We start from the raw sequence: 24139 nt of genomic DNA on the forward strand, positions 1-24139 counted from the left end.
CCCTGCTTGGTGTAGGCAAGCTCACGCGTGACGTTCTCCATGTACTTCTTGTCGATCGGCGGGAAGTAGATGTTCAGGCCGGGGCCGACAGTCTCGTAGTACTTGCCGAAGCGCAGCACCACGGCTTGCTCCTGCTCGTCGACCACATAGACCGCGCTGTACAGCCAGACAGCCGCCAGCACCACGAGGCCGATGCCGAGCAGACCGCCGAAGCCGCCACCACTCCTGCCCGAACCACCGCCGTCATCACCACCGCGTTTCTTACCACCACCGAACAACCCGTTCAGGCTTTCCTGCAGCTTTCGGAAGGCCTCGTCGAGATCCGGTGGCCCCTTGCGGTCGCCGTTATTGCGGCGCTTGCCACCCCAAGGATCCTGATTATTCGAGTTGCCACCCGGCTCATTCCAAGCCATAGCGCTCTCCATCTGATAAAGCAAAGACGCACCCACGGCGCGCCGACCAATGCTACAGAATGCCTGCCGTTGCGGCACAACCGCTTTGCCAGGCTTTTATTGCAAAGTGTGTTGCTCGATGAATTCCATCGGCTGCAATCCTTCGCGGCTTACCAGTCGATTCAACTCGACCCGGGGCAAACGAACGGCCAGCAGGCAGATGCCTTCTTCGTCATGCTCTTCTTTCTGTACCGCACCGAGTTCGAAGAACTGCGCACGCAGTCGAGCGAACCGTTGCGGCAAGCGCAATGTGCCCACAAACAAATCACTGCCCAGCAACTCGGCAATGGCTTGTTCGAGCAGTTCCAGACCCGTGCCATCACGCGCCGACAGCCAGACCCGCTGCGGTTTGCCGTCGGCATCGCGCTGGATCTGTGGCTCAACGCCTTCAAGCAAATCGAGTTTGTTGTATACCTCAAGGATCGGCAAGTCCTGGGCTCCGATCTCGCCCAGCACCACCATCACCTGCTCGATCTGCAGCATGCGATCCGGTTCGGCCGCATCGATCACGTGCAACAGCAGGTCGGAATTGCTCGACTCTTCGAGCGTAGACCGAAATGCCTCGACCAGCTTGTGCGGCAAGTGCCGAATGAAACCTACCGTGTCAGCCAGCACGATCGGCCCCAGATCGTCCAGTTCCAGACGGCGCAGGGTCGGGTCCAGGGTGGCGAACAACTGGTCGGCCGCGTACACCTCGGATTTGGTCACGTTATTGAACAGCGTGGATTTGCCGGCGTTGGTATAGCCCACCAGAGACACGGTAGGGATATCCGCACGGGAACGGCCGCGTCGCGATTGCTCGCGCTGGCTGCGCACTTTTTCCAGACGGCCCTTGATCTGACGCAGACGAACCCGCAGCAGACGCCGGTCGGTTTCGAGCTGGGTTTCACCCGGGCCACGCATGCCGATACCGCCACCCTGACGCTCAAGGTGAGTCCAGCCGCGAACCAGGCGGGTGCTCATGTGATCAAGCTGGGCCAGTTCTACCTGGAGCTTGCCTTCATGGGTACGGGCGCGCTGGGCGAAGATATCGAGAATCAGACCGGTACGGTCGATCACGCGACACTCGAAAACACGTTCGAGGTTACGTTCCTGACTGGGCGTGAGAATGTGATTGAAAATCACCAGATCGGCCTTTTCGGCATGGACCAGGTCGCGTAATTCCTCGACCTTGCCGCTGCCAATCAGGAATTTGGCGGTTGGCCGATGACGCGGTACGTTAAAAAACGCAACGGTCTCGGCGCCCGCCGAATTAGCCAATTCCTGAAACTCCTGCGGATCTTCGCGCGCCTCAGGGTCCTGACCTTCCAAGTGAACGAGGATGACTCGCTCACCACCACCGTGGCGCTCAAAGAACAAAGGAGACTCCTATCAGGCGTTACCTGGCTCAGCGTCACCTGCATCGGATTCGGTTGCGCTAGGCAGACGAATTGGACGTACTGGCACGACTGTCGAGATAGCGTGTTTGTAAACCATCTGGCTGACGGTGTTTTTCAGCAGGATAACGAACTGGTCGAACGACTCGATCGTGCCTTGCAGTTTGATACCGTTGACCAGGTAGATGGAAACCCCAACTTTCTCTTTACGTAAAGTATTCAAGTAAGGGTCTTGTAGCGAATGCCCTTTTGACATGTGCCGCACTCCTTTAAGGATTCAATAATAAAAATAGGTAATTCAGATGGCTTTGGCCGCCACACCCCCAAGGATAGACGGCAATTGCAAGGACTCAGCTCAATATGGAGATGGTCCCAAGGTATTTCAAGGCGCGTGGCAGATTGTCGCAATCAAGACTGTCCAGCCAGTGCAGTTCTTCCCAGCTGCGCAGCCAGGTGAACTGGCGCTTGGCCAATTGACGCGTGGCAATGATGCCGCGTTCCTGCATTTCAGCTAACGACAGCTTGCCATCCAGGTAGTCCCAGACTTGGCGGTAGCCTACCGCACGTATAGACGGCAACCCGGAATGCAGGTCACTTCTTTTACGCAGGGCTACGACCTCGTCGATGAACCCCTGTTCCAGCATATTTGTGAATCTTTGTTTAATGCGCTCGTGCAGTACCTGGCGATTTGCCGGAGCAATGGCCAAGTTCGCGACAGTATAGGGCAATTGTTGCCGTCCCGAAGCGGCTGCTTCAGTACTTTGCGCAGATTGTTGCTGACGCAGGGCAGTCATGCTCTGACCGCTGACCCGATAAACCTCCAGCGCCCGACTCAGGCGCTGCGGATCGTTCGGGTGAATCCGTGCTGCCGACACCGGGTCGATGATCGCCAATTGATCGTGCAGGGCTTGCCAGCCAAGCCGTGCAGCCTCTTCTTCGATCTGCGCACGGACCTCGGGATCCGCCGCCGGCATGTCCGCCAGGCCTTCAACCAACGCCTTGTAATAAAGCATGGTGCCGCCCACCAGCAGCGGAATTTTCCCGCGTGCGGTGATCTCGGCCATGGCTTGCAGGGCATCACGACGGAAATCTGCTGCCGAATAGGCTTCAGCCGGATCGAGAATGTCGATCAGCCGGTGCGGAAACTCGGCCAGTAATTCTTTGGATGGCTTGGCGGTGCCGATGTCCATGCCGCGATAGACCAGCGCCGAATCGACGCTGATCAGCTCGCACGGCAGCACCTTGGTCAGCTCGATGGCCAGGTCGGTCTTGCCCGCAGCGGTCGGGCCCATCAGGAAAATCGCTGGAGGAAGCTGGCTCATCAACGACCGCGCAGGAACAGTTTGTCCAGATCGTCCAGGCCCAATTGGGTCCAGGTCGGTCGGCCATGGTTGCATTGACCGCTGCGCTCGGTGTTTTCCATGTCACGCAGCAGACCATTCATTTCCGGCAGGGCCAGGCGCCGGTTGGCGCGGATCGCGCCGTGGCAGGCCATGGTGCCGAGCAGCTCGTTCAGGTGCGCCTGAATCCGGTCGCTGGTGCCGTATTCCATCAAGTCCGACAGCACGTCACCCACCAGCCGATTGGCCTCGGCCTGCTTGAGCAGGGCCGGAATCTGGCGGATTGCCAATGTTTCCGGGCCCAGACGCTGCAGCTCGAAGCCCAGACGCTGGAACCATGCGGCATGTTCTTCGGCGCAATCGGCTTCACGCTGACTGACCGCCAGTGACTCCGGCACCAGCAACGGCTGGCCACTGAGACCTTCGCTGGCCATGGCGATTTTCAGGCGTTCGTACATGATCCGCTCGTGCGCGGCGTGCATGTCCACCAGCACCAGCCCCTGAGCGTTCTCGGACAGAATGTAGATGCCCTTGAGCTGCGCCAGCGCGTAACCGAGCGGCGGAATATCTTCCTGACCGGCCGGCAGCGCGTTGGCATTCGCTTCCGGCAACGGCGCGAAGAACTCGCGGTAAGCGGCTTGTGCCTCGGCGGCCGGCGGCATCGCCGATTGCGGACGCGGCGTGTACTGATACTGATAAGCGCCGCCAGCACTGGCACCCGACGAAGTATTGAACGCCGGTTGCGCCTGCGGCTGCTCCAGCAGCGCGTTGGCCGCCAGACGCATTTCGCCCTGCGGGCCGAACTCGCCGGCCTCGATACCGGTTGGACGCACGACGGCAGTGGTGACAGAGCCGGCCAGTTGATCTTCCGGACGCACATCGCCCAGCGCGCGGTGCAACGTGCCATAAAGGAAGTCATGCACCATGCGCCCGTCACGGAAGCGCACTTCGTGCTTGGTCGGGTGCACGTTGACGTCTACCGCCGCCGGATCGACCTCGAAAAACAGCGCGAAGGTCGGATGACGACCGTTGAACAGCACATCGCGATAAGCCTGACGCACCGCGTGGGCCACCAGTTTGTCGCGCACCGCTCGGCCGTTCACGAAGAAATACTGCAAGTCCGCCTGACTGCGATTGAAGGTCGGCAACCCGACCCAGCCCCACAAGTGCAGGCCATTGCGCTCGATCTCGATCGGCAGCGCCTGTTCAAGGAAGCCCGAACCGCAGATCGCCGCCACACGCCGGGCGCGGGCCGCATCATCGTGGGCCTCGTGCAGGCTGAGGATGGTCTTGCCGTTGTGGCGCAGATGGAAGGCCACGTCGAAACGCGCCAGCGCCAGACGCTTGATCACTTCTTGCAGGTGATCGAATTCGGTTTTTTCGGTCTTGAGAAACTTGCGCCGCGCCGGGGTGTTGAAGAACAGATCGCGCACTTCCACCGACGTACCGACCGGATGCGCCGCCGGCTGCACCCGAGGCGCCATGTCGCGACCTTCGGTTTCGACCTGCCAGGCCTGATCGGCGTCGCGGGTGCGCGAGGTCAGGGTCAGGCGTGCCACGGAGCTGATCGACGCCAGTGCTTCACCACGAAAGCCCAGGCTCATCACCTGCTCGAGGTCTTCGAGATTGCGAATCTTGCTGGTGGCGTGACGGGCCAGCGCCAACGGCAGGTCGTCGGCGGAAATCCCGCTGCCGTCGTCACGTACCCGCAGCAGCTTGACGCCGCCCTGCTCGACATCGACGTCGATGCGCTTGGCACCGGAGTCGAGACTGTTTTCCAGCAACTCCTTGATCACCGAAGCCGGGCGCTCGACCACCTCGCCGGCGGCGATCTGGTTCGCCAGCCGCGGGCTGAGCAGTTCGATGCGTGCGGCGTTCAACACCTGGTTCATTCTTTGGACGCCAGTTCGGTGCCGGGAATGGTCAGGTGCTGGCCGATCTTCAGCTCATCGCTACTCAGATTGTTGGCACTGCGCAGCGTCGCGAGGGACACCTGATAACGCACGGCGATCATCGCCAGCGTCTCGCCCGGACTCACGCGGTGATCGCGCGGCCCCTGGGCAATCTTGCCGGAGTCACGCAGCCAGGCTATGTAAGTGCCCGGTGGCGGGTTCTGCTGGAAGAACTGGCGCACGCCGCTGCTGATCGAACGCGCCAGCGCCTGCTGGTGGCTTGAAGCCGAGAGTTTGTTCGCTTCGTTGGCGTTGGAGATAAATCCGGTTTCGACGAGGATCGACGGGATGTCCGGCGACTTCAATACCATGAACCCGGCCTGCTCCACGCGCTGTTTGTGCAGCGGGGTCACGCGACCAATGTTGGTCAGGACTTTCTGGCCGACGTTGAGGCTGGAAGTCAGCGATGCGGTCATCGACAGATCGAGGAGCACGCCGGCGAGCATGCGATCCTTGTCGTCGAGGCTGACGTTGCCGGCACCACCGATCAGGTCGGAACGGTTTTCGCTGTCGGCCAGCCAACGGGCGGTCTCGGATGTCGCGCCGCGATCAGACAGGGCAAACACCGAGGCGCCGAAGGCTGCCGCGGACGGTGCGGCGTCGGCGTGGATCGAAACAAACAGGTCGGCGCCCTTCTTGCGGGCGATTTCGGTACGGCCGCGCAACGGGATGAAGTAGTCACCGGTACGGGTCAGCTCGGCGCGGAAGCCTTTCATGCCATTGACCTGACGCTGCAGCTCGCGGGCGATCTGCAGCACCACGTCTTTCTCACGCTGGCCACGCGAGCCGGATGCACCCGGGTCTTCGCCGCCGTGACCGGCGTCGATCACCACAATGATGTCGCGCTTGCCGGCCGGGGCCGGTGGCAACTTGATCGCCGGTTCCGACGGTGTCACCGGCACTGCTGGCACGGTGGCGACTGACGGCGTCGGGGCAGGCGGCGGCGCGGCATCGGCCGGGTTGTCGAACAGGTCGACCACCAGACGGTTGCCGTATTGCGCGTTCGGCGCCAGCGAGAAACTTTTCGGGGTGACGGCTTTTTTCAGGTCGATGACCACCCGCAGGTCGGTCGGCGTACGTTGGGCCGAGCGCATCGCGGTGATCGGCGTGTTAGCAGTCGAGACCTTTAACGGCGCCCCCAGGGTGGCGCCATTGATGTCGATCACCAGCCGATCCGGTGCGGTCAGGGTGAAGACGCTGTGCTGCACCGGACCGCTCAGGTCGAAGACCAGTCGCGTGTTGTCCGGCGCCCGCCACAGGCGCACGCTGTTGACCTTTGTCTCGGCCACAGCGTTGACGGTCACTGCCATCAACATCAGTCCAACGGCAGCCACCAACGCGCGAAAGCGCATACCTAACCCCATCATCTAATTGGATTCCAATGCCAAAGCGGCACACCAGGCCTCGCCACGCGAGCCCTGGGATAAAATTTTCAGCGAACGCCCGCTGTCTTGCGGGCTAATGGTAATGGTCAGGTCAGGCTTTGGCAAAAAGCCTGCACCTTTATCGGGCCACTCGATCAGGCACAGGGCGTCGTCTTCGAAATAGTCGCGGATGCCGAGAAACTCCAGCTCCTCCGGATCGACCAGACGATACAGGTCGAAGTGGAAGGCACGGACGTCGCCGATCTCGTAGGGTTCGACCAGGGTGAAGGTCGGACTTTTTACCGCGCCGACATGCCCCAAGCCCCGAATGATGCCCCGAGACAGGGTGGTTTTGCCCATGCCCAGATTGCCTTCCAGGAAAATCAGGCCGTGGCCCCGGGTAACGCGGGCGATCCGTGCGCCAAAGTCGCTCATAGCCTGTTCATCGGCCAGGTACAGGGTTACTTCAGACACGGTGCATGCTCCTCCAACAACTGACGAATGACTGGAATCAGATCACTGGCCGCCAGTCCACGGCCGAATTTACCTTGTTGCGCGCCGGCATTGGCGTGCAGCCAGACTGCCAGGCAGGCGGCATCGAAGCCGTCCATGCCCTGAGCCAGCAAAGCGCCGACCAATCCCGCGAGCACATCGCCCAGGCCAGCAGTGGCCATGGCCGGATGGCCCTGATGACACAGCGCCAGACGCCCATCAGGATGAGCGATCAGGCTGCCGGCGCCTTTCAGCACGACGACAGCCGAGTATTTTTTGCTCAATGCCCGCGCGGCGGCCGGGCGATCTGCCTGCACCTCAGCGGTACTGACGCCCAACAGGCGCGCTGCTTCGCCCGGATGCGGCGTGATCACGCAATCCTTGGGCAGGCTGACAAAACCACTTGCCAGCAGATTCAACGCGTCGGCGTCCCATACCTGCGGCAGCGGCGCATTGGCGGCAGCGGACAACAGCGCCCGGCCCCAGCTCGCCTGCCCGAGACCCGGGCCAACCACCAGCACGGAAGCCTTTTCCAGCAGCCCCATCAACTGATTGGCCGACGACGTGCCGAGCACCATGACTTCCGGCATCCGCGTCAGCGCTGCCGGGACATGTTCCGCACGAGTTGCCAGCGACACCATTCCGGCGCCGCTGCGCAAGGCCGTTTCGCTACTGAGCAGAATCGCCCCGCCAAAACCCTGATCGCCGCCGATCAGCAGCAAGTGCCCGAAGCGCCCTTTGTGTGCAGCGGGCGCACGCGGGGCCAGTCGTGGAAGATTAGCCGCCGTGAGACGCAGAGCGCTGACAGGAATGTCACGGTAGATGTCGGCGGCGGCTTGCAGATCGTTAAACACCAACGCCCCGACCTGATCCGCCGCATCCCCGGTGAACAGGCCGAGCTTCAAGCCGATAAAGGTCACGGTAAGGTCGGCATGAACCGCAACGCCGAGGACATGCCCGGTATCGGCAGACAGTCCGGAAGGAATATCCACCGCTACTATCGGCAGGCCACTGGCATTGATCGCCTTGATCGCAGCGGCATACGGCTCACGGACATCGCCGGCCAGCCCGGTGCCGAGCAAAGCATCGACGATAACGCCGCGCAACTCGCTTTGGGCGGTCCAGCCCTGCACGGCGACGCCATCGCTCAGCGCCTGCGCATGGACCTGCGCGGCGTCGCCCTGCAAGCGTTGTGGATCACCGACGGCCAGCACTCGCACCGCCCAACCGGCCCGGTGCGCCAGCGCGGCGATCAGAAAACCATCACCGGCGTTGTTGCCATGCCCGGCAAGTACAGTCATTTCGTTCGCCGACGGCCACTGCCGCACCAAGGCGCGCCAGGTCGCGTGCGCGGCGCGCTGCATCAATTCGAAGCCCGGCGTGCCCGCAGCGATCAGCCGCGCATCGAGTGCTCGCACCTGCGCAGCGCCATACAGCGCGTCGGGTAATTGATCTTTCGTGTGCGGCATGCGTCTTCAGGCTCCGATGTCTGGCAGAATTATACGCACCTCAGCTCCGGTTTCTCTCGCCTCATGTCCGCCATCACCACAGATCTGCCCGCCCTCGCCCAATCGATCAAGGATTGGGGCCGCGAACTGGGCTTCCAGCAAGTCGGCATCAGCGGTCTGGACCTGGCCGAGCATGAGCAGCACCTGGAGCGCTGGCTCGCCGCCGGCTACCACGGCGAGATGGATTACATGGGCGCCCATGGCAGCAAACGCTCGCATCCGGAGGAACTGGTTCCCGGTACGTTGCGCGTGGTTTCGCTGCGCATGGACTACCTGCCCGGCGACACGCAAATGGCGCAAATGCTCGCGCAACCGGAGAAAGCCTACGTTTCGCGTTATGCCTTGGGCCGCGATTACCACAAATTGATCCGTAAACGTGTGCAGCAATTGGCCGACAAGATTCAATCGGAGATCGGCCCGTTCGGTTTCCGTGCCTTCGTCGACAGCGCCCCGGTGCTGGAAAAAGCCATCGCCGAGCAGGCCGGGCTGGGCTGGATCGGCAAAAACACCCTGGTACTGAACCGCAAGGCCGGCAGTTATTTCTTCCTGAGCGAACTGTTTGTCGATCTGCCGCTGCCGGTGGACGAACCGCACAGCACCGAACATTGCGGGCGCTGCACGGCGTGCCTAGACATCTGCCCGACCAACGCATTCGTCGGCCCGTATGTGCTGGACGCCCGGCGCTGCATCTCGTACCTGACCATCGAGCTGAAAAACGCCATCCCCGAAGACCTGCGCCCGCTGATCGGCAACCGCGTATTCGGCTGCGACGACTGCCAGATCGTCTGCCCATGGAACCGCTTCGCCCGGCCATCCGGGGAAAGCGATTTCAAGCCACGGCACAACCTGGACAACGCCGAACTGGCCGAGCTGTTTCTGTGGGACGAGGACAAGTTTCTCAGCAGCACCGAAGGTTCGCCGCTGCGCCGCGCCGGTTATGAGCGTTGGTTGCGCAATCTGGCGGTCGGGCTGGGCAACGCGCCGTCGAGCATTCCGGTGCTGGAGGCCTTGAAGGCGCGCCGTGACTACCCATCAGAGCTGGTGCGTGAACATGTTGAGTGGGCGCTGAAACAGCACGCTGAACGCCGTAATTGAGGCTATGCCGGCTTTCTCCACTTGGCTGTGCGCCCCTTACCTGTCGGCTCAATCAGCCCTTCTGCTTTCAGTGATCGTAAAACCAGGCGCACTGTATCGCGACTGACTCCCGGACAGGACTCTTCAATTTCCGAGATGGAAAAAGGGAGGACTCGCTTCAAGGCTTCGTCTCTGATTCGGTCGCTTTTACCACCTCGACGCTTCTCAATCGTACCCACTCGCTCTTCGAACTCTTTGTACGCTCTAAGCAATGCCCCCCAAAAATAATCCATCCATGGCCGAACATCATGCGTGCCCTCGTGCCATCCCTGAGAACTCAGTTCGAGTGTTGCGTAATAGCCCTCCTTTGACTCCTCGAATATCCGTTCAAGACTGATAAATCGCCCAACTCGGTAATCAAATTGATAGAGCAGCAGCAATGTCAGCAGACGAGCGACGCGACCATTTCCGTCAGAGAAGGGGTGTATGCAAAGGAAGTCGAGGACCGTAAGCGGCACTAAAACCAACGGGTCAGCCAGATTCAATGCCAGCGCCCGGTGGTAATGCCCCAGGGTTTCAGTCACCGCAATAGGGGTCATATGAGCAGGAACAGGTTGGAAGCGAATCCGCGATGAACCATCGGCATGACGCTCGATGATGTCGTTGTTCATCGCCTTCCATTCACCACCATCCTGAGGTAGATAGCGGTAAAGAAGACTGTGTAATTGTCTAAGAACACCTTCGGAAAATGGCATCCCATCGGCAGATTCATGGATGAGTGACAGTGCGTCCCGATAGCCAGCAATTTCCTGTTCGGATCGGCTCTTGGGATCAGTGTTTTTGCTCATCAGTGACTTCAGCCGCGCTGGCGCGACAGTTACACCCTCCAGTCGGTTAGATGACTCCGTGGATTCGATTACGGCTATCTGCGTAAGCCCTTGGAGGACCTGCGGCGATTGAGCAACGAACAGTTGTTGCTTACCCCGAAACTCTCCCAATGCACGAAGCGTCGCAATCTGAAGACCGTCGAAGCGCAAGGCGTCAAGAAATTCCGGGGTGAGTGAGTGCATGATTCAGGCAGCCGTCTAAATGAGGTAAAAAGACTTAAATAGGGTATTTCATGACAAAATACCCCTTTTAGGCTTTATTTTTTACCCTATTTAGAGGCGCAGCATCTATTCAACATTCCCGACAGAATATTTCCACGCGCCCGCCAGCGTGACGTCAAGGTGCGTCGTTATAAACGAACTTGGGCATTTCCCAGTGGAAACGAATGGCCAGCAACCGCAACAGAAAACCGCCGAACAGGGTAATCAGAATCGCCTGTTCGCTCGGCACATTCAGGTACAGGCAGAGCATGTAGCACCACGCGGCGGCGAACGAGACGCTGGCGTACAGTTCGCGGCGGAAGATCAGCGGGATGTCGTTGCAGAAGATGTCGCGCAGGATGCCGCCGAAGACGCCGGTGATCACACCGCTGACCGAGGCCACCAGCATGCCGTGGCCCATTTCCAGAGCGGTCATGCAGCCGATCAGGGTAAACGCCACCAGACCGACCGCATCGAGCACCAGAAACAATGAGCGCAGGTGACGCATCCAGCGTGCGGTGAATACAGTGAGCATAGCGGCGGCCGAGGTCAGCACCAGGTATTCCGGGTGCTTGACCCACGTCAGCGGATAATGCCCCAGCAACACGTCACGTACCGAACCGCCGCCCAATGCCGTGACGCAGGCGATCAACACCACCCCGAACCAGTCCATGCCGCGCCGCCCGGCAGACAGCGCGCCGGTCATGGCTTCAGCGGTAATGGCGATCAGATAGAGCATCAGCAACATGGCGGCGGTCCTGGCAGGAAGGCGCGCAGTCTAGCCATTTCAGCGCCGCACCAGAAGGGGGCGCGCTCCGGGATGCATTTCTGACTTGAATCTTACGGGACTCTGACGCCCTCTTCGCGAGCAAGCCCGCTCCCACAGGGGGAACGCATTCCAAATTGTGGGAGCGGGCTTGCTCGCGAAGACGTCAGGGCAGACACCCCTCAATCAGAACTTGATGAAATGCTTGCGGTAGTGCTGCAGCTCGGCGATCGACTCGCGGATGTCGTCCAGCGCCAGGTGAGTGCTGCCCTTCTTGAAGCTGTCGCGCACGTCCGGTGCCCAGCGTGCGGCCAGCTCTTTGAGCGTCGACACGTCGAGGTTGCGGTAGTGGAAGTAGCTTTCCAGCCCTTTCATGTGCGTATAAAGGAAGCGACGGTCCTGGCAGATGCTGTTGCCGCAGATCGGCGACTTGCCTTTCGGTACCCATTTTTCCAGGAAAGCGATGGTTTCGGCCTCGGCCTCGGCCATGCTGATGCGGCTGTCACGCACGCGCTGGGTCAGGCCCGAGTTGCCGTGGGTGCGGGTGTTCCACTCGTCCATGCGGGCGAGCACTTCGTCACTGTGGTGAATGGCGATCACCGGGCCTTCGGCCAGGGTGTTCAGGTCACTGTCGGTGACGATGGTGGCCATTTCGATGATGACGTCGTTTTCCGGATCCAGACCGGTCATTTCCAGGTCGATCCAGATCAGGTTCTGCGGGTTTTGCATATTCGGGCTCCTAGGCAATGCTGCGCAGTTTAGCCTAGGCCGGTGCCCGGGCGTGCTAAACTCGCGGCCGTTTTACCTAATCGCTGCATTCTTCAGACGGAACACCCATGGCCAAACGCCAACTCAATCGTCGTCAAAACTGGCGCATCGAAAAGATTCAGGGCGAGCGCGCCGCGCGCGCCGCCAAACGCGAGTCCTCGGCGGTCGAAGCCCTCGAGGGCGGCGATCTGGGCCCTGAGCAACACGGCCTGGTGATCGCCCACTTCGGTGTGCAGGTCGAGGTCGAGGCCGTGGACGGCGAAATGGCCGGCCAGGTCTTCCGTTGCCACCTGCGCGCCAACCTGCCGGCGCTGGTGACCGGTGATCGGGTGGTCTGGCGTGCCGGCAACCAGGGCATCGGGGTGATCGTCGCGCAACTGCCGCGCACCACCGAACTGTGCCGCCCGGACAGCCGTGGCCAGCTCAAGCCGGTGGCGGCCAACGTCGACATGATCGTCATCGTCTTCGCGCCACTGCCCGAGCCGCACGCCAACCTGATTGACCGCTATCTGGTCGCCGCCGAACACGCCGGCATCCGCCCGTTGCTGCTGCTGAACAAATTCGACCTGATCGACGAGCAGAACGCCCCGGCGCTCAATGCCCTGCTGGCGGTGTACCGCACGCTGGGTTATCCGGTGCTGGAAGTCTCGGCGCATCACGGCAACGGCATGGAGCAGTTGCAGAAGCAGCTCGACGGGCGCATCAGCGTATTCGTCGGCCAGTCCGGCGTCGGCAAGTCGTCGCTGGTCAACAGCCTGCTGCCGGAAGTCGAAACCCGTGTCGGCCCGTTGTCGGAGTTGTCCGGTCAGGGCACGCACACCACGACCACCGCGCGCCTGTTCCACTTCCCAGGCGGCGGCGAGTTGATCGACTCCCCGGGTATCCGCGAATTCGGCCTGGGCCACGTCAGCCGCGCCGACGTCGAAGCCGGTTTCATCGAGTTCAACGACCTGCTCGGCACTTGCCGCTTCCGCGACTGCAAGCATGATCGCGAACCCGGTTGTGCTCTGCTCAAGGCCCTGGAAGACGGCCGCGTGCAGCAGCAGCGGATGAACAGCTACCGCTCGATCATCGCCAGCCTGCCGGAAAACGGCTACTAAACATCTGCACCGGCAGCCCCTCGCCCGGGGGCTGCCGGATGTCGGACCACGCCTGACACATCCCCCGACCGTTTAAACGTCAGACCTGTCTGACAGGCTCGCTCGCGCCTGCTTGCAGGACATTTCTGTTTCCGCGCGCAGACCTTGCGGGTGCCTTCCAGATGCCTAGATTGGGTTGTTCCTTCGCACCTTCGCGACCTTCGAGGAACCCCATGCAGACCTACCATTTGTTCATCAGCCATTCGTGGAACTACTCCCACGCTCACGACAATCTGGTACGCCTGCTCGGCGCCAGACCGGATTTCAGTTTCAAGAATTTTTCCGTGCCGCCGCACAACCCGATCATGGGCGCGCAGACCGACAAGCAGCTCGAAGAAGCCATCGAAAACAAGATCCGTCCGTGCTCGGCGGTGCTGATCATGGCCGGGATGTATTCGACTTACAGCAAATGGATCAATAAGGAAATCGAGATCGCCAAGCGCATGGGCAAAGTGATCATCGCGATCAAACCGTTCGGTGCCGAGCGTATTTCCACGGTAGTACGTGAAGCGGCGCACGCCGAATGCGCGTGGAACACCAACAGCATCATCGGTGCGATCCGTCAGCACACGGTGGTGTAACCATGCGCAAGGGACTGTTTATCGGCATCAACCACTACTCGCACGTTTCGCCCTTGAGCGGTTGCTGCAACGACGCCATGGCCATGGCGTCCGTGTTGAAGACCGACGCCAATGGCGATCCCAACTTCAAGAACGTGGTGCTGACCTCGGCTGAAGACGACCTCGGCCGAGGCAAGCTCGAAGACCAGATTCGCGAGCTGTTCTCCGGCGACTGCAACGTCGCGCTGCTGTACTTCGCCGGGCACGGCGGCTTCGACAGCGACAACGATGAAGGCATGCTCCTGCCGCAGGACTATCGCAGCACCAAGGACGGCATCCGCATCAGCGACATCCTCAACTGGGCCGCCAAAGCCACGAAAATCAAAAACAAAGTGATCATCCTCGACTGCTGCCAGAGCGGCGCGGCCGGCGAAGTGCGCGCCTTGCGCAGCGAAAGCAGCGTGGTCGGCGAAGGCATGACCATCCTGACGGCCTGCAAAAAGGAAGAGCCGGCCATGGAAGGCGCGCACCACGGCGTGTTCACCGGTTTGCTGTTGCAGGCCCTGCACGGCGGTGCGGCGAACATTCTCGGCAAGATCACTCCGGGCAGCCTGTACTCCTTCGTCGACAATGCGCTCGACGCTTGGGAGCAGCGCCCGGTGTTCAAGACCAACGTCTCGCAGTTCATCTCCCTGCGCGAAGTTTCGCCGCTGATCCCCAAGGAGATCCTGCGCAAACTGCCGGAATGGTTCGCCGAAGCCGAATCGACGTTCCGCCTCGCCCCCAGCTACGAACCCACCGAAGCGACGTTCGACCCGGAACACGGCGAGGTCTTCGCCCAGCTGCAAAAGTGCAATCGCCACAGCCTGATCGAACCGGTCGATGCCGAACACATGTATTACGCAGCCATTCATTCCACTGGCTGCCGCCTTACGGCGCTCGGCGCCTATTACCGTGAACTCGCCCTCAAAGGACACTTCTGATGCCCGTATTCATCAGCTACCGCCATATAGATCGCCCGCAGGCCATGGCGATCAATGCGCAATTGATGCAGGCCAACATCAAGACTTACCTCGATGTGCTCGACCCGGAATCGCAGACCACCGACGACATCACCGGGGTGATCACGCGCAATATCACCGAATGCACGCACCTGCTGGCGGTGGTGTCGGAGAAGACCGCGTTGTCGTGGTGGGTGCCGTTCGAAATCGGCGAAGCGACGATCAGCAACCGGCGGATCTGCTCGTTCCGCACCGGGCAGGCAAAGCTGCCGGAGTATCTGGACAAGTGGCCGAAACTGAGCACGGCCAGTGATCTGAATTTCTTCATCGATGCCTATCGCGAAGAGGTCTCGAGCAAGCGCTCGATAGCGCTGGATTCGAGCAACGAATCCTTCAGTGGCACCTATAAGCGCAACGCCGATCTTTTCCATGAACAACTGAAAAACCGGATTCGGCGCGGTTTCTGAGGCCAATCGACAGCCACAAAAAAGCCGACATCACTGTCGGCTTTTTTGTTGGTCACTGCTTCGGCGCGGGGGCCGGTGCAGCGGCGGGCGGAGCTGTTGGCGCTGGCGCCGCAGCCCCCGGCGCGGCCGGTTTCGGTGCGGCGTCGTCGAACAGGTTCAAACGTTCGCGCAACTCATGGGCCGGCACCGGTTGCTGATCCGCCGGCAGCGCGTTCGGATCGACCGGCGTCGCCGGAGCGGCGCCGTTCTGACCTTCGGCGGCAGGCTTGGCCGCATCGGCACCTTGCGAACCTTCGATGGCGGCCTGGGCCTTTTTGGTCAGGACCACGATGTCGATGCGGCGGTTGACCGGGTTGAACGGGTTTTCCTTGTCGAACAGCGCCGACGAGGCATAACCGACAACCCGCGCCACTTGCCCGTCCGGATAGCTGCCGGCAACCAGTGCACGCCGCGCAGCGTTGGCACGGTTGGCCGAAAGCTCCCAGTTGCCGAAATCGCCGGTGCCGGTGTACGGCTTGGCGTCGGTGTGGCCGCTGATACTGATCTTGTTCGGCACCGCTTTGATGGTGTCGGCCATGGCCAGCAGGATGTCTTCGAAGTACGGCTTCAGACGTGCCGAGCCCGAGTCGAACATCGGCCGGTTTTCGGCGTCCATGATCTGGATGCGCAAGCCGTTCGGGGTGATCTCGAACAGGATCTGATCCTTGAACTTCTGCAGTTGCGGGTTCTCGTCGACCTTGTTCTGCAGTTCTTGCAGCAACAGCTCCAGGCGTTCTTTCTCGACCTGCTCGGCCATGCCTTCGACCTGCTCGGTGTCGACCGTGACCTTGTCCGGTTGCGGCTGGGATTTCACCTCAGGATTGAGGGTGTTTTCCGGGGCCAGGGTCGGTGTGCCGCCCAGATCGATGATGTACGGCGTACCGCTTTCGGAGAAGCCGACCGGATCCTTGAAGTAACCGGCGATGGCGATCTTCTGCTCGGGCGTTGCGGTGGACAGCAGCCACAACACCAGGAAGAACGCCATCATCGCCGTGGCGAAGTCGGCGAAGGCGATTTTCCACGCCCCGCCGTGATGCCCACCGGCTATGCGCTTGACGCGCTTGATGATTATCGGCTGATTATTTTCCATGGCTTAGCGACCGCGAACGGCTTGTTCCAGCTCGGCAAAGCTTGGACGGTGCGCCGGGTACAGAACCTTGCGCCCGAATTCCACCGCCAGCGATGGCGGCATGCCGGAAGCCGAAGCCACCAGCGAGGCCTTGATGGCTTCATAGACGTTCAGTTCTTCCTTGGCATCGTGCGCCAGGGAATGCGCCAACGGCCCGAAGAAGCCGTAGGCCGCGAGAATACCGAAGAAGGTACCGACCAGTGCCGCACCGACGTGCAGACCGATGGATTTCTGATCGCCCTCACCCAGCGACGCCATGGTCACCACGATACCCAGTACCGCCGCGACGATACCGAAACCGGGCATGGCGTCGGCAATGCCGTTCACCGCATGGGACGGATGCTCGAGGTCTTCCTTGAGGCTGTAGAGTTCCATGTCGAACAGGCCTTCCAGCTCATGCGGAGCCATGTTGCCGGAGGACATGATGCGCAGGTAATCGCAGATGAACGCGGTCATGCGCTCGTCTTTGAGCACGGCCGGGTACTTGGCGAAGATCGGGCTCGCGGCGGCGTCTTCGATGTCGCCTTCGATGGCCATCATGCCTTCGCGGCGGCTCTTGTTGAGGATCTCGTAGATCAGGCCGAGCACTTCCAGATAGAACGTGTGGCTGAAGCGCGAGCTGAACATGCTCAGGGATTTCTTGAGCACGTGCATCGTCATGTAACCGGGGTTGGCCTGCAGGAATGCACCGAGGGCCGCACCACCGATGATCATCACCTCGAAGGGCTGGATCAGGGCGGCAATTTTGCCGTGGGAGAGCACGTATCCGCCGAGCACGCTCGCGAATACGACGATGATGCCGATAATTTTAGCCATAGGTAGAAAGTACTTATTTAAGTCGGGTTCAAGGTCATATTCGGAAGTTAAAAAATCTCTTCTTCTACTTATCGGCAAAACTGCGCCAGACTATAGCCAGTTCAGGCGAAAAGCCAATTTAGCCCATGCCGGGCGCGTCTACAGTCAGTGAAGATCTCGTCCAGACATGGCTAATGAAACGAACGTCCCACACGCAAAACCGACTACGCTCGAGGGCTGGGTCAAACTGCTCGATGGCGTGCGCCTGCCCGTGCCGCAAGAGGCGCACGACAAGGTGTGCCGGGCCATCCGTGACAACCGCAGCTCGCTGCGCGACATCGCCGACCTGATGCAGGACAGCCCGGCGCTGGCCTTGAGCATCATCCGTGAGGCCAATCGTCACACCCTCGGCACGATGACCGCGCCGGCGGAAAATCTTGAAGTCGCGATCAACCGTCTCGGCCTGGCACGGACTGAAGAATTGCTCGCGCGTCTGCCCGTCCAACCGCAGATGCAGATCCCCAAGGCGCTGCGCCAACTGCAAATGATCAGTCAGCACGCGACGCAACAGGCCAACGGTTTTTTCGCCAGTCGCCTGGCGCGCCTGTGGCAGGACATTCACTGGGGCAGCCTGCTGTTTCTCTCGCCGCTGTGGCCGCTGGCGCTGACGTTTCCCGAACTGCTCGAAGAGTGGGAGCTGCGGGTTATCCACAAGGGCGAATCGGCGCGCACGGTCGAGAAGCAACTGTTTGGCGTACGCCTGCTGAGGATCGCCGAGGCGCTGGTGCAGGTCTGGCACCTGCCGATCTGGGTGCAGCAAGGCTATAAGCTGCTGCTCAGCGAACAGCGCGAACTGGTGAAAGTACTGCGCATCGCCCGCGACAGTGAACATCCGCTGCGCCAGCAGAATCGCCTCGACGACGATCCGACCCTGCGCCGCTGGCTCAATCAACCGGCCAACACCGTGTTGCTGGCCAACGGTCTGGCGCTGTCGGCGCAACAGGCCTGGGACAGCCCGCACAGTGAACGCTGGCAGTACCTGACCAGCCTTTATCTGCAGATCTCGATGGACGAAGTGCAGCAGCAGTTGCACCAGCAAGCCGCCAACAGTGCGCGCCAGCATGCCATGCCCGATCTGTGGCACCCGGCCGTTTCATTATTATGGCCGTGGGGCACCCATCGCTTGCCGGCCGGGATGCTGCCGGCGGCGGCGCCGAATGCCGAGGATCTGACTCAATGGCGCCGGCAATGCGCCGAACTGCTGGCCGAGCCGAGCCGCTTCACCAATGCCATGAGCCTGACCGTCGCCGCCCGTGATGCGCTGGTCGCCAGCGGCATGCGTCGGGTGATGCTTCTGATGGCCGACCGCACGCAATCGAATCTGCGCGTGCACCAGACCTTCGGCCTGCCGAAGGAAGCCGCCGCGCTGAACTTCGTCGTCAGTCATAGCAAAGTCTTGCAGCGCCTGCTCGCACAACAGGCACAGGTGCGGATCAACCCCGAGAACAACGCACAATTTTCCGCATTGTTGCCGCCGGGCCTGCGTTCGCTGTTCCGGGGCGAGCATCTGTTCCTGCGCTCGCTGGTCAATAACGGTCGGGTGATCATGATCGTCGTGGCCGACCAGGGCGGTGGGCCGTTCGCCGACATCACCGTGCAGGCGTTCGGCAAAACCGCGCAGTGCATCGAAAAGGCCCTGCACAGCTTTAGCAGCCGTGGCCGATGAGGCTGCGCTACAATCCCCCCCTTTGTGCTCTGGAGACCTCACATGTCTGACTTCTCTGGCTTGCCGCTCGTCATCGAGCCGAGCGACCTGCTCCCGCGTCTCGATTCCCCTGAACTGATTCTGGTGGATCTGACCAGCCCTGCCCGTTATGCCGAAGGTCACCTTCCCGGCGCACGCTTTGTCGATCCCAAGCGCACCCAGCTTGGCCAGCCCCCGGCGCCGGGGCTGATGCCGCCCAAAGACAAGCTCGAAGAGTTGTTCGGTGAGCTGGGCCATCGCCCGGACGTGGTCTACGTGGTCTACGACGACGAAGGCGGCGGCTGGGCCGGGCGCTTCATCTGGCTGCTCGACGTGATCGGTCACGACAAGTATCACTATCTCGACGGCGGTCTGCCGGCGTGGCTGGAAGCCGGCATGCCGATGTCGATCCAGATTCCTCCAGCGGTGGGTGGCCCGGTGGCGCTGACCCTGCACGAGGAGCCGACCGCCACTCGCGAATACCTGCAAAGCCGTCTCGGCGCCGCCGATCTGGCGATCTGGGATGCCCGTGGGCCGCTGGAATACTCGGGCGAGAAGATACTGGCCGCCAAGGGTGGACACATCCCCGGCGCGGTGAACTTCGAATGGACCGCCGGCATGGACAAGGCGCGTCAGCTGCGGATTCGCACGGACATGCCGCAGATCCTCGAGGATCTCGGGATCACCAAGGACAAAGAAATCATTACCCACTGCCAGACCCATCACCGGTCGGGCTTCACTTATCTGGTGGCCAAGTCCCTCGGTTATCCGCGGGTCAAGGGCTACGCCGGTTCCTGGGGCGAATGGGGCAACCACCCTGACACGCCTGTCGAGATTCAAGGTTCTAAGGACAACTAATGAAAGAGCGTCTGTTTATCCTCAGCCAGTACCTGCTGCCTCATCACCTGCTGTCGCGCCTGGCCGGTTGCGTCGCCGAGTGCCGCGTGCGCTGGTTCAAGAATGCCTTCACCCAGTGGTTCGCCAAGCGTTATCAGGTGGACATGTCGCAAGCGCTGGTCGAAGACCTCACCGCCTACGAGCACTTCAACGCGTTCTTCACCCGAGCCCTGAAAGACGGCGCGCGGCCACTGGATCAGACCCCGGGCGCGATCCTCAGCCCGGCCGACGGTGCAGTCAGCCAGCTCGGCCCGATCGAACACGGTCGCGTGTTCCAGGCCAAGGGCCACAGCTTCAGCGTGCTGGAACTGCTGGGCGGTGACACGGCGAATGCCGCGCCGTTCATGGGCGGCGACTTCGCCACCATTTACCTGTCGCCGAAGGATTACCACCGCGTGCACATGCCGCTGGCCGGCACCCTGCGCGAAATGGTCTATATCCCGGGCCGGATCTTCTCGGTTAACCAGACCACCGCTGAGAACGTTCCGGAGCTGTTCGCCCGCAACGAGCGCGTGGCGTGCATTTTCGACACCGAGCGCGGGCCAATGGCCGTGGTGCTGGTCGGCGCAATGATCGTCGCGTCGATTGAAACCGTGTGGGCTGGTCTGGTCACCCCACCGAAGCGCGAGCTGAAAACCTTCCGCTACGACGAAGCCGCCCGTGCGCCGATCCATCTGGAAAAAGGTGCTGAACTGGGGCGCTTCAAACTGGGTTCGACCGCGATCGTGCTGTTTGGTCCGGATCAGGTGAAATGGGCTGAAACACTGGTCGCCGGTTCTCCAGTGCAAATGGGCCAGGCCCTGGCATTGCCAAACGCCTGATACAAGGCGCCCCTGTAGGAGCTGCCGCAGGCTGCGATCTTTTGACTTTGTTTTTAAAAACCAGGATCAAAAGATCGCAGCCTGCGGCAGCTCCTACCGGTTGAAGGCCGACCGGTTCATTTGCTGCTATGGTTTTTGGCATGAGCCAGACCATCTCCCCACCGCTGCTGAGCGCCCCGACTCCAACGCAAACGCGCCTGTCGTTCTGCGAAGCCACCCCGCGCGACCTCAAACGCTGGATCGCCGGCCTGCCCAAGGCCAACATCGGCGAAACCGCCCGCCAGTTGTACCAAGGCCTGGGCGAACTCAACCAGTTGCTCACCCCCAGCGACAATCGCCTGCAACTGCTGGAGTTGCTGCGCCCCGAGGTGTACTTCGTCTGCCAGCATCTGGAGCGACACTTCCTGCATCAGGCGATCCTGCTCGACGATCGTTCGCGCAAGATCAGCAACCTGTGCCAGGCGCTGCAAAGTCAGTTGGCCATCGGTTACAAGCAGATCGTTCTGCGCATTGCCCCCAAGTATCACAAGGACCGAGCGGCGCTGGTCAGCCAGGCACTGCAGCGGGCCGCGCATGCACTCAAGGGGCAACTGCTGCGGGCGACGCAGCTTTACAGCCCTGCGCCCGAACATCTGTGGTTCGAGCTGCATCAGCTGTATCGCGTGGCCTGCGCCTTGCAGCTGCAACAGCGCCGGGTACATGACGATCTGGCGAGCCTGAGCAGCGAACTGAGCCTGGAACAGACCTACATCGCCGCCCTGCTGCTGGGCAGCGCCCGTTGCAATCAACTGCGGCAGAACCAGATCGCCCGGCTGGCCGAAGTGCTGGAGCCGTGGAGTGCCCTGCTCAAATTGCATCCCGGCAGTCCGCAGGATGGACTGTTCGCCATCAGCGCCGAACTGGACGCCGGCCCGCGCTACCGCAGCATGTTTCGCAAAGAACAACAGGGCGCATTGCTCGGTTTCGATCCACAACCGCTGGTGAACGTGATCGAAGCGCATTTACTGCAGCAGGAGACGTCGACGCCGTTGCCGATCCCGGCAGGACTGAGCCTCGACACCCTGCAGCATCTGCACGCCAGTTGGGGCCAGGCTGCCGAACGCAGTTTTCAGCGCACTGCCGGCCAGGGCAGCCTGACCGTGTGCGTCGGCATGAGCGCCCTGCACTTCTATCTGGGCGGCGAACGCAGCTTCAGCGAACTGCTGAAACATCCCGGCGCCCGCGCGGCCAACTTCAGCCGCGCGGTGGTCAAGGGTGAAAAGGACAGCTGGAGCAAGGCCTTCGACGCCGCACCGCAGTCTGCGGCAGACGAGTTGCTGCCCTACGAGGAAATCCAGTACGACCATCTGGGCGAAGACGAAAGCGACCCCGACAGCACGCCGAACTACCCGACCTACACGTTGCCGGTGATCAACCACAGCCCCGGTGGTTATTGCCTGGGCTGGCAAAGTGAGGTGCCGGCCGAGTTACAGGCCGGGGAAATGGTCGGGATTCAGGACAGTTCCAATCAGGGCTGGAGCATTGCGGTGGTGCGCTGGATTCGCCAGGTACGCGGCAGCGGGCCGCAAATGGGCATAGAACTGGTGGCGCCGCACGCCGAACCTTGCGGTTTGCAACTGGTGCGCTCGCGGGATGATCACAGCCACTATTTACGCGGGCTGCTATTGCCGGAGATCAGTGCCATCGACTTGCCGGCGACCTTGCTCGCCCCGCGCCTGCCGTTTCAGGAAGGCAATAAAGTGCTGATCAACACCCACGGCGAAGAACACCGCGCCGGGCTGGATCGACGGGTGGCGAGTACGCACAGTTTCAATCAGTTTGCCTATCGCTCGCTGGAGGCCGCGCAGAATGGCGGGAGCGAGGAGAATTTCGATTCGTTGTGGAAATCGCTTTGAATCCTTAAAGATACTGTGGCGAGGGAGCTTGCTCCCGCTGGACTGCGCAGCAGTCCCATTCTCTTGAATTAAAGAGTGGGGCCGCTTCGCGTCCCAGCGGGAGCAAGCTCCCTCGCCACAGGGGCCGCCTCAGGCTCAGAGCTGCCCATCGCGATCGCGGAAGCCCAACAGATACAACACGCCATCCAGCCCCAGCGTAGAGATCGCCTGCTTCGCCGACTGCTTGACCAGCGGCTTGGCGCGAAACGCCACACCCAGCCCGGCAATCGCCAGCATCGGCAGGTCATTCGCGCCATCACCCACGGCGATGGTCTGCTCCAGGCGCAAGCCTTCCTTGTGCGCCAACTCCTTCAGCAGGTCAGCCTTGCGCTGCGCGTCGACAATCGGCTCGATCGCCACGCCGGTGCACTTGCCATCGACCACTTCCAGTTCGTTGGCGAACACGTAGTCAATGCCGAGTTTGGCCTGCAACTGCTTGGCGAAGTAAGTGAAGCCGCCGGACAGGATCGCGGTCTTGTAGCCCAGGCGCTTGAGTTCGGCAAACAGGGTTTCCGCGCCCTCGGTCAGGCGCAGCGAGGCGCCGATCGAGTCCAGCACGCTGACATCCAGGCCCTTGAGCAGCGCCAGACGCTCTTTGAAGCTGGCGCGGAAGTCCAGTTCGCCGGCCATCGCGCGCTCGGTGATGGCCGAGACTTGCTCGCCCACCCCGGCGGCCTTGGCCAGTTCGTCGATGACTTCGGCTTCGATCAGCGTCGAGTCCATGTCGAACACCGCCAGACGCCGGTTGCGGCGGAACAGCGAATCTTCCTGGAAGGCAATGTCGACGTTCAGCTCCTGCGCGACGCTGAGGAATTCGGCACGCAGCGCCTGCGGATCTGCCGCTTCGCCACGCACCGAGAACTCGATGCAGCCCTTGCCCTTGTCCGCTGGAGTGTCCAGCGGCATGCGACCCGACAGACGGTCGATATGGTCGATGTTCAGGCCATATTTGGCAGTGATCGAGCTGACCGCCTGCAATTGGCCGGCGGTCACTTTGCGGGTCAACAGGGTGACGATGTGGCGTTTCTTGCCCTGATTGCCCACCCATTGCTGGTAATCCTCTTCGGACACCGGAGTGAAGCGCACCTGCTGCTCTAGCTCGTAGCCCTTGAACAGGATGTCCTTGAGCACGGCTTTGCCTTGCTCGGAGTCGGGAATCTCGACCAGGATGCCGAACGACAGGGTGTCGTGGATCACCGCCTGACCAATGTCGAGAATGTTCACACCACCTTGTGCCAGAACGCCGGTAATGGCCGCAGTCAGACCCGGACGGTCGACTCCCGTGATGTTAATCAGGACGATTTCGCGCAACGCGCACCCCCGCAACTGGAAAAAAACCGCATTCTACCCACTTTCAGTGACCATCGGGCACCGCGAGCGCTTTGCCGGTCTAGGGCCTGTCGCTATACTGCGCGTCAACTTCACGGACAAAA

General features: G+C 61.3%; 22 protein-coding genes and 1 pseudogene. 9 read left to right on the forward strand and 14 right to left on the reverse strand.

Going from position 1 to position 24139, the window contains the following annotated elements; translation table 11 throughout:
• The 8 genes and pseudogenes from ACIP8I_RS20685 to ACIP8I_RS20720 all read right to left on the reverse strand — a co-directional run.
• Positions 1-413: pseudogene (locus ACIP8I_RS20685) on the reverse strand (protease modulator HflK N-terminal domain-containing protein); the annotation flags it as partial.
• 96 nt (positions 414-509) lie between these two features.
• Positions 510-1811, reverse strand: a complete 1302-nt coding sequence (hflX, locus tag ACIP8I_RS20690) for a ribosome rescue GTPase HflX (RefSeq protein ID WP_003221114.1) — start codon at positions 1809-1811, stop codon at positions 510-512.
• 12 nt (positions 1812-1823) lie between these two features.
• Positions 1824-2084: an RNA chaperone Hfq gene (hfq, locus tag ACIP8I_RS20695; protein WP_003221112.1), complete on the reverse strand. Its 261-nt coding sequence runs from the start codon at positions 2082-2084 to the stop codon at positions 1824-1826.
• Between the two features lie 94 nt (positions 2085-2178).
• A complete protein-coding gene (miaA, locus tag ACIP8I_RS20700) occupies positions 2179-3150 on the reverse strand; it encodes a tRNA (adenosine(37)-N6)-dimethylallyltransferase MiaA (RefSeq protein WP_367082803.1) in 972 nt (323 codons plus the stop codon).
• Positions 3150-5051, reverse strand: a complete 1902-nt coding sequence (mutL, locus tag ACIP8I_RS20705) for a DNA mismatch repair endonuclease MutL (protein WP_177325694.1) — start codon at positions 5049-5051, stop codon at positions 3150-3152. Before mutL ends, miaA begins: the two co-directional genes overlap by 1 nt.
• A 5-nt stretch (positions 5052-5056) precedes the next feature.
• Positions 5057-6436 carry an N-acetylmuramoyl-L-alanine amidase gene (locus ACIP8I_RS20710; RefSeq protein WP_400763589.1) on the reverse strand — a complete coding sequence of 460 codons (1380 nt, stop codon included), beginning with the start codon at positions 6434-6436 and terminating at the stop codon, positions 5057-5059.
• A 51-nt stretch (positions 6437-6487) separates the two neighbouring features.
• Positions 6488-6958 carry a tRNA (adenosine(37)-N6)-threonylcarbamoyltransferase complex ATPase subunit type 1 TsaE gene (gene tsaE / locus ACIP8I_RS20715; RefSeq protein ID WP_027611413.1) on the reverse strand — a complete coding sequence of 157 codons (471 nt, stop codon included), beginning with the start codon at positions 6956-6958 and terminating at the stop codon, positions 6488-6490.
• A complete protein-coding gene (locus ACIP8I_RS20720) occupies positions 6946-8445 on the reverse strand; it encodes an NAD(P)H-hydrate dehydratase (RefSeq protein WP_400763499.1) in 1500 nt (499 codons plus the stop codon). Before ACIP8I_RS20720 ends, tsaE begins: the two co-directional genes overlap by 13 nt.
• Positions 8446-8508: 63 nt before the next feature.
• Here ACIP8I_RS20720 and queG point away from each other — a divergent pair, with 63 nt between their 5' ends.
• Positions 8509-9579, forward strand: a complete 1071-nt coding sequence (queG, locus tag ACIP8I_RS20725; RefSeq protein ID WP_400763502.1) for a tRNA epoxyqueuosine(34) reductase QueG — start codon at positions 8509-8511, stop codon at positions 9577-9579.
• A gap of 2 nt (positions 9580-9581) precedes the next feature.
• On the opposite strand, the gene ACIP8I_RS20730 is transcribed toward queG, so the two are convergent.
• The 3 genes from ACIP8I_RS20730 to orn form a co-directional block, all read right to left on the reverse strand.
• Entirely contained in the window at positions 9582-10628 is a 1047-nt protein-coding gene (locus ACIP8I_RS20730) for a Fic family protein (protein ID WP_027611410.1), read from the reverse strand.
• A 154-nt stretch (positions 10629-10782) separates the two neighbouring features.
• Entirely contained in the window at positions 10783-11394 is a 612-nt protein-coding gene (locus tag ACIP8I_RS20735) for a trimeric intracellular cation channel family protein (RefSeq protein ID WP_003221099.1), read from the reverse strand.
• A 204-nt stretch (positions 11395-11598) separates the two neighbouring features.
• The gene (gene orn / locus ACIP8I_RS20740; protein ID WP_025110157.1) at positions 11599-12141 is read right to left on the reverse strand and encodes an oligoribonuclease; all 543 of its coding nucleotides are present in this window, start codon (positions 12139-12141) and stop codon (positions 11599-11601) included.
• 107 nt (positions 12142-12248) lie between these two features.
• Between orn and rsgA the strand changes: the two genes are divergently transcribed.
• The 4 genes from rsgA to ACIP8I_RS20760 all read left to right on the forward strand — a co-directional run bounded on the left by rsgA (position 12249) and on the right by ACIP8I_RS20760 (position 15347).
• Positions 12249-13280: a small ribosomal subunit biogenesis GTPase RsgA gene (rsgA, locus tag ACIP8I_RS20745; RefSeq protein WP_400763505.1), complete on the forward strand. Its 1032-nt coding sequence runs from the start codon at positions 12249-12251 to the stop codon at positions 13278-13280.
• 212 nt (positions 13281-13492) lie between these two features.
• Positions 13493-13900: a TIR domain-containing protein gene (locus ACIP8I_RS20750; RefSeq protein WP_400763507.1), complete on the forward strand. Its 408-nt coding sequence runs from the start codon at positions 13493-13495 to the stop codon at positions 13898-13900.
• A gap of 2 nt (positions 13901-13902) precedes the next feature.
• Positions 13903-14862 carry a caspase domain-containing protein gene (locus tag ACIP8I_RS20755; protein ID WP_400763509.1) on the forward strand — a complete coding sequence of 320 codons (960 nt, stop codon included), beginning with the start codon at positions 13903-13905 and terminating at the stop codon, positions 14860-14862.
• Complete coding sequence (locus ACIP8I_RS20760; protein WP_007967414.1) at positions 14862-15347, forward strand: toll/interleukin-1 receptor domain-containing protein; 486 nt, start codon at positions 14862-14864, stop codon at positions 15345-15347. Before ACIP8I_RS20755 ends, ACIP8I_RS20760 begins: the two co-directional genes overlap by 1 nt.
• Positions 15348-15399: 52 nt before the next feature.
• Here ACIP8I_RS20760 and motB read toward each other — a convergent pair whose 3' ends face one another.
• A complete protein-coding gene (gene motB / locus ACIP8I_RS20765) occupies positions 15400-16476 on the reverse strand; it encodes a flagellar motor protein MotB (protein ID WP_367082792.1) in 1077 nt (358 codons plus the stop codon).
• 3 nt (positions 16477-16479) lie between these two features.
• The gene (gene motA, locus ACIP8I_RS20770; RefSeq protein ID WP_007952169.1) at positions 16480-17331 is read right to left on the reverse strand and encodes a flagellar motor stator protein MotA; all 852 of its coding nucleotides are present in this window, start codon (positions 17329-17331) and stop codon (positions 16480-16482) included.
• A 166-nt stretch (positions 17332-17497) separates the two neighbouring features.
• Here motA and ACIP8I_RS20775 point away from each other — a divergent pair, with 166 nt between their 5' ends.
• The 4 genes from ACIP8I_RS20775 (at position 17498) to ACIP8I_RS20790 (ending at position 22667) form a co-directional block, all read left to right on the forward strand.
• A complete protein-coding gene (locus tag ACIP8I_RS20775) occupies positions 17498-19036 on the forward strand; it encodes an HDOD domain-containing protein (RefSeq protein WP_400763512.1) in 1539 nt (512 codons plus the stop codon).
• A gap of 42 nt (positions 19037-19078) precedes the next feature.
• A complete protein-coding gene (locus tag ACIP8I_RS20780; protein WP_400763514.1) occupies positions 19079-19912 on the forward strand; it encodes a rhodanese-like domain-containing protein in 834 nt (277 codons plus the stop codon).
• Positions 19912-20772: an archaetidylserine decarboxylase gene (asd, locus tag ACIP8I_RS20785; RefSeq protein ID WP_007967409.1), complete on the forward strand. Its 861-nt coding sequence runs from the start codon at positions 19912-19914 to the stop codon at positions 20770-20772. Before ACIP8I_RS20780 ends, asd begins: the two co-directional genes overlap by 1 nt.
• A 140-nt stretch (positions 20773-20912) precedes the next feature.
• On the forward strand, positions 20913-22667 hold the full coding sequence (locus ACIP8I_RS20790; protein ID WP_400763516.1) for a molecular chaperone: 1755 nt from the start codon (positions 20913-20915) through the stop codon (positions 22665-22667).
• A gap of 135 nt (positions 22668-22802) precedes the next feature.
• On the opposite strand, the gene serB is transcribed toward ACIP8I_RS20790, so the two are convergent.
• Positions 22803-24017 (reverse strand): phosphoserine phosphatase SerB, encoded by a 1215-nt coding sequence (gene serB / locus ACIP8I_RS20795; RefSeq protein WP_367082786.1) that lies wholly within the window; start codon positions 24015-24017, stop codon positions 22803-22805.
• Positions 24018-24139: the final 122 nt, after the last annotated feature.

This window comes from Pseudomonas sp. NPDC088414, from assembly GCF_044753325.1.
Taxonomy (GTDB): domain Bacteria; phylum Pseudomonadota; class Gammaproteobacteria; order Pseudomonadales; family Pseudomonadaceae; genus Aquipseudomonas.

Excerpts from the sequence above, each read along its gene's own strand:
- ACIP8I_RS20760 (WP_007967414.1), top strand. The coding sequence starts at position 14,862 with ATGCCCGTATTCATCAGCTACCGCCATATAGATCGCCCGCAGGCCATG.
- orn (WP_025110157.1), bottom strand. The coding sequence starts at position 12,141 with ATGCAAAACCCGCAGAACCTGATCTGGATCGACCTGGAAATGACCGGT.
- ACIP8I_RS20750 (WP_400763507.1), top strand. The coding sequence starts at position 13,493 with ATGCAGACCTACCATTTGTTCATCAGCCATTCGTGGAACTACTCCCAC.
- ACIP8I_RS20780 (WP_400763514.1), top strand. The coding sequence starts at position 19,079 with ATGTCTGACTTCTCTGGCTTGCCGCTCGTCATCGAGCCGAGCGACCTG.
- miaA (WP_367082803.1), bottom strand. The coding sequence starts at position 3,150 with ATGAGCCAGCTTCCTCCAGCGATTTTCCTGATGGGCCCGACCGCTGCG.
- ACIP8I_RS20735 (WP_003221099.1), bottom strand. The coding sequence starts at position 11,394 with ATGTTGCTGATGCTCTATCTGATCGCCATTACCGCTGAAGCCATGACC.
- ACIP8I_RS20790 (WP_400763516.1), top strand. The coding sequence starts at position 20,913 with ATGAGCCAGACCATCTCCCCACCGCTGCTGAGCGCCCCGACTCCAACG.
- motB (WP_367082792.1), bottom strand. The coding sequence starts at position 16,476 with ATGGAAAATAATCAGCCGATAATCATCAAGCGCGTCAAGCGCATAGCC.
- rsgA (WP_400763505.1), top strand. The coding sequence starts at position 12,249 with ATGGCCAAACGCCAACTCAATCGTCGTCAAAACTGGCGCATCGAAAAG.
- asd (WP_007967409.1), top strand. The coding sequence starts at position 19,912 with ATGAAAGAGCGTCTGTTTATCCTCAGCCAGTACCTGCTGCCTCATCAC.
- ACIP8I_RS20730 (WP_027611410.1), bottom strand. The coding sequence starts at position 10,628 with ATGCACTCACTCACCCCGGAATTTCTTGACGCCTTGCGCTTCGACGGT.
- ACIP8I_RS20755 (WP_400763509.1), top strand. The coding sequence starts at position 13,903 with ATGCGCAAGGGACTGTTTATCGGCATCAACCACTACTCGCACGTTTCG.
- motA (WP_007952169.1), bottom strand. The coding sequence starts at position 17,331 with ATGGCTAAAATTATCGGCATCATCGTCGTATTCGCGAGCGTGCTCGGC.
- ACIP8I_RS20775 (WP_400763512.1), top strand. The coding sequence starts at position 17,498 with ATGGCTAATGAAACGAACGTCCCACACGCAAAACCGACTACGCTCGAG.
- hfq (WP_003221112.1), bottom strand. The coding sequence starts at position 2,084 with ATGTCAAAAGGGCATTCGCTACAAGACCCTTACTTGAATACTTTACGT.
- ACIP8I_RS20720 (WP_400763499.1), bottom strand. The coding sequence starts at position 8,445 with ATGCCGCACACGAAAGATCAATTACCCGACGCGCTGTATGGCGCTGCG.
- ACIP8I_RS20710 (WP_400763589.1), bottom strand. The coding sequence starts at position 6,436 with ATGTTGATGGCAGTGACCGTCAACGCTGTGGCCGAGACAAAGGTCAAC.
- queG (WP_400763502.1), top strand. The coding sequence starts at position 8,509 with ATGTCCGCCATCACCACAGATCTGCCCGCCCTCGCCCAATCGATCAAG.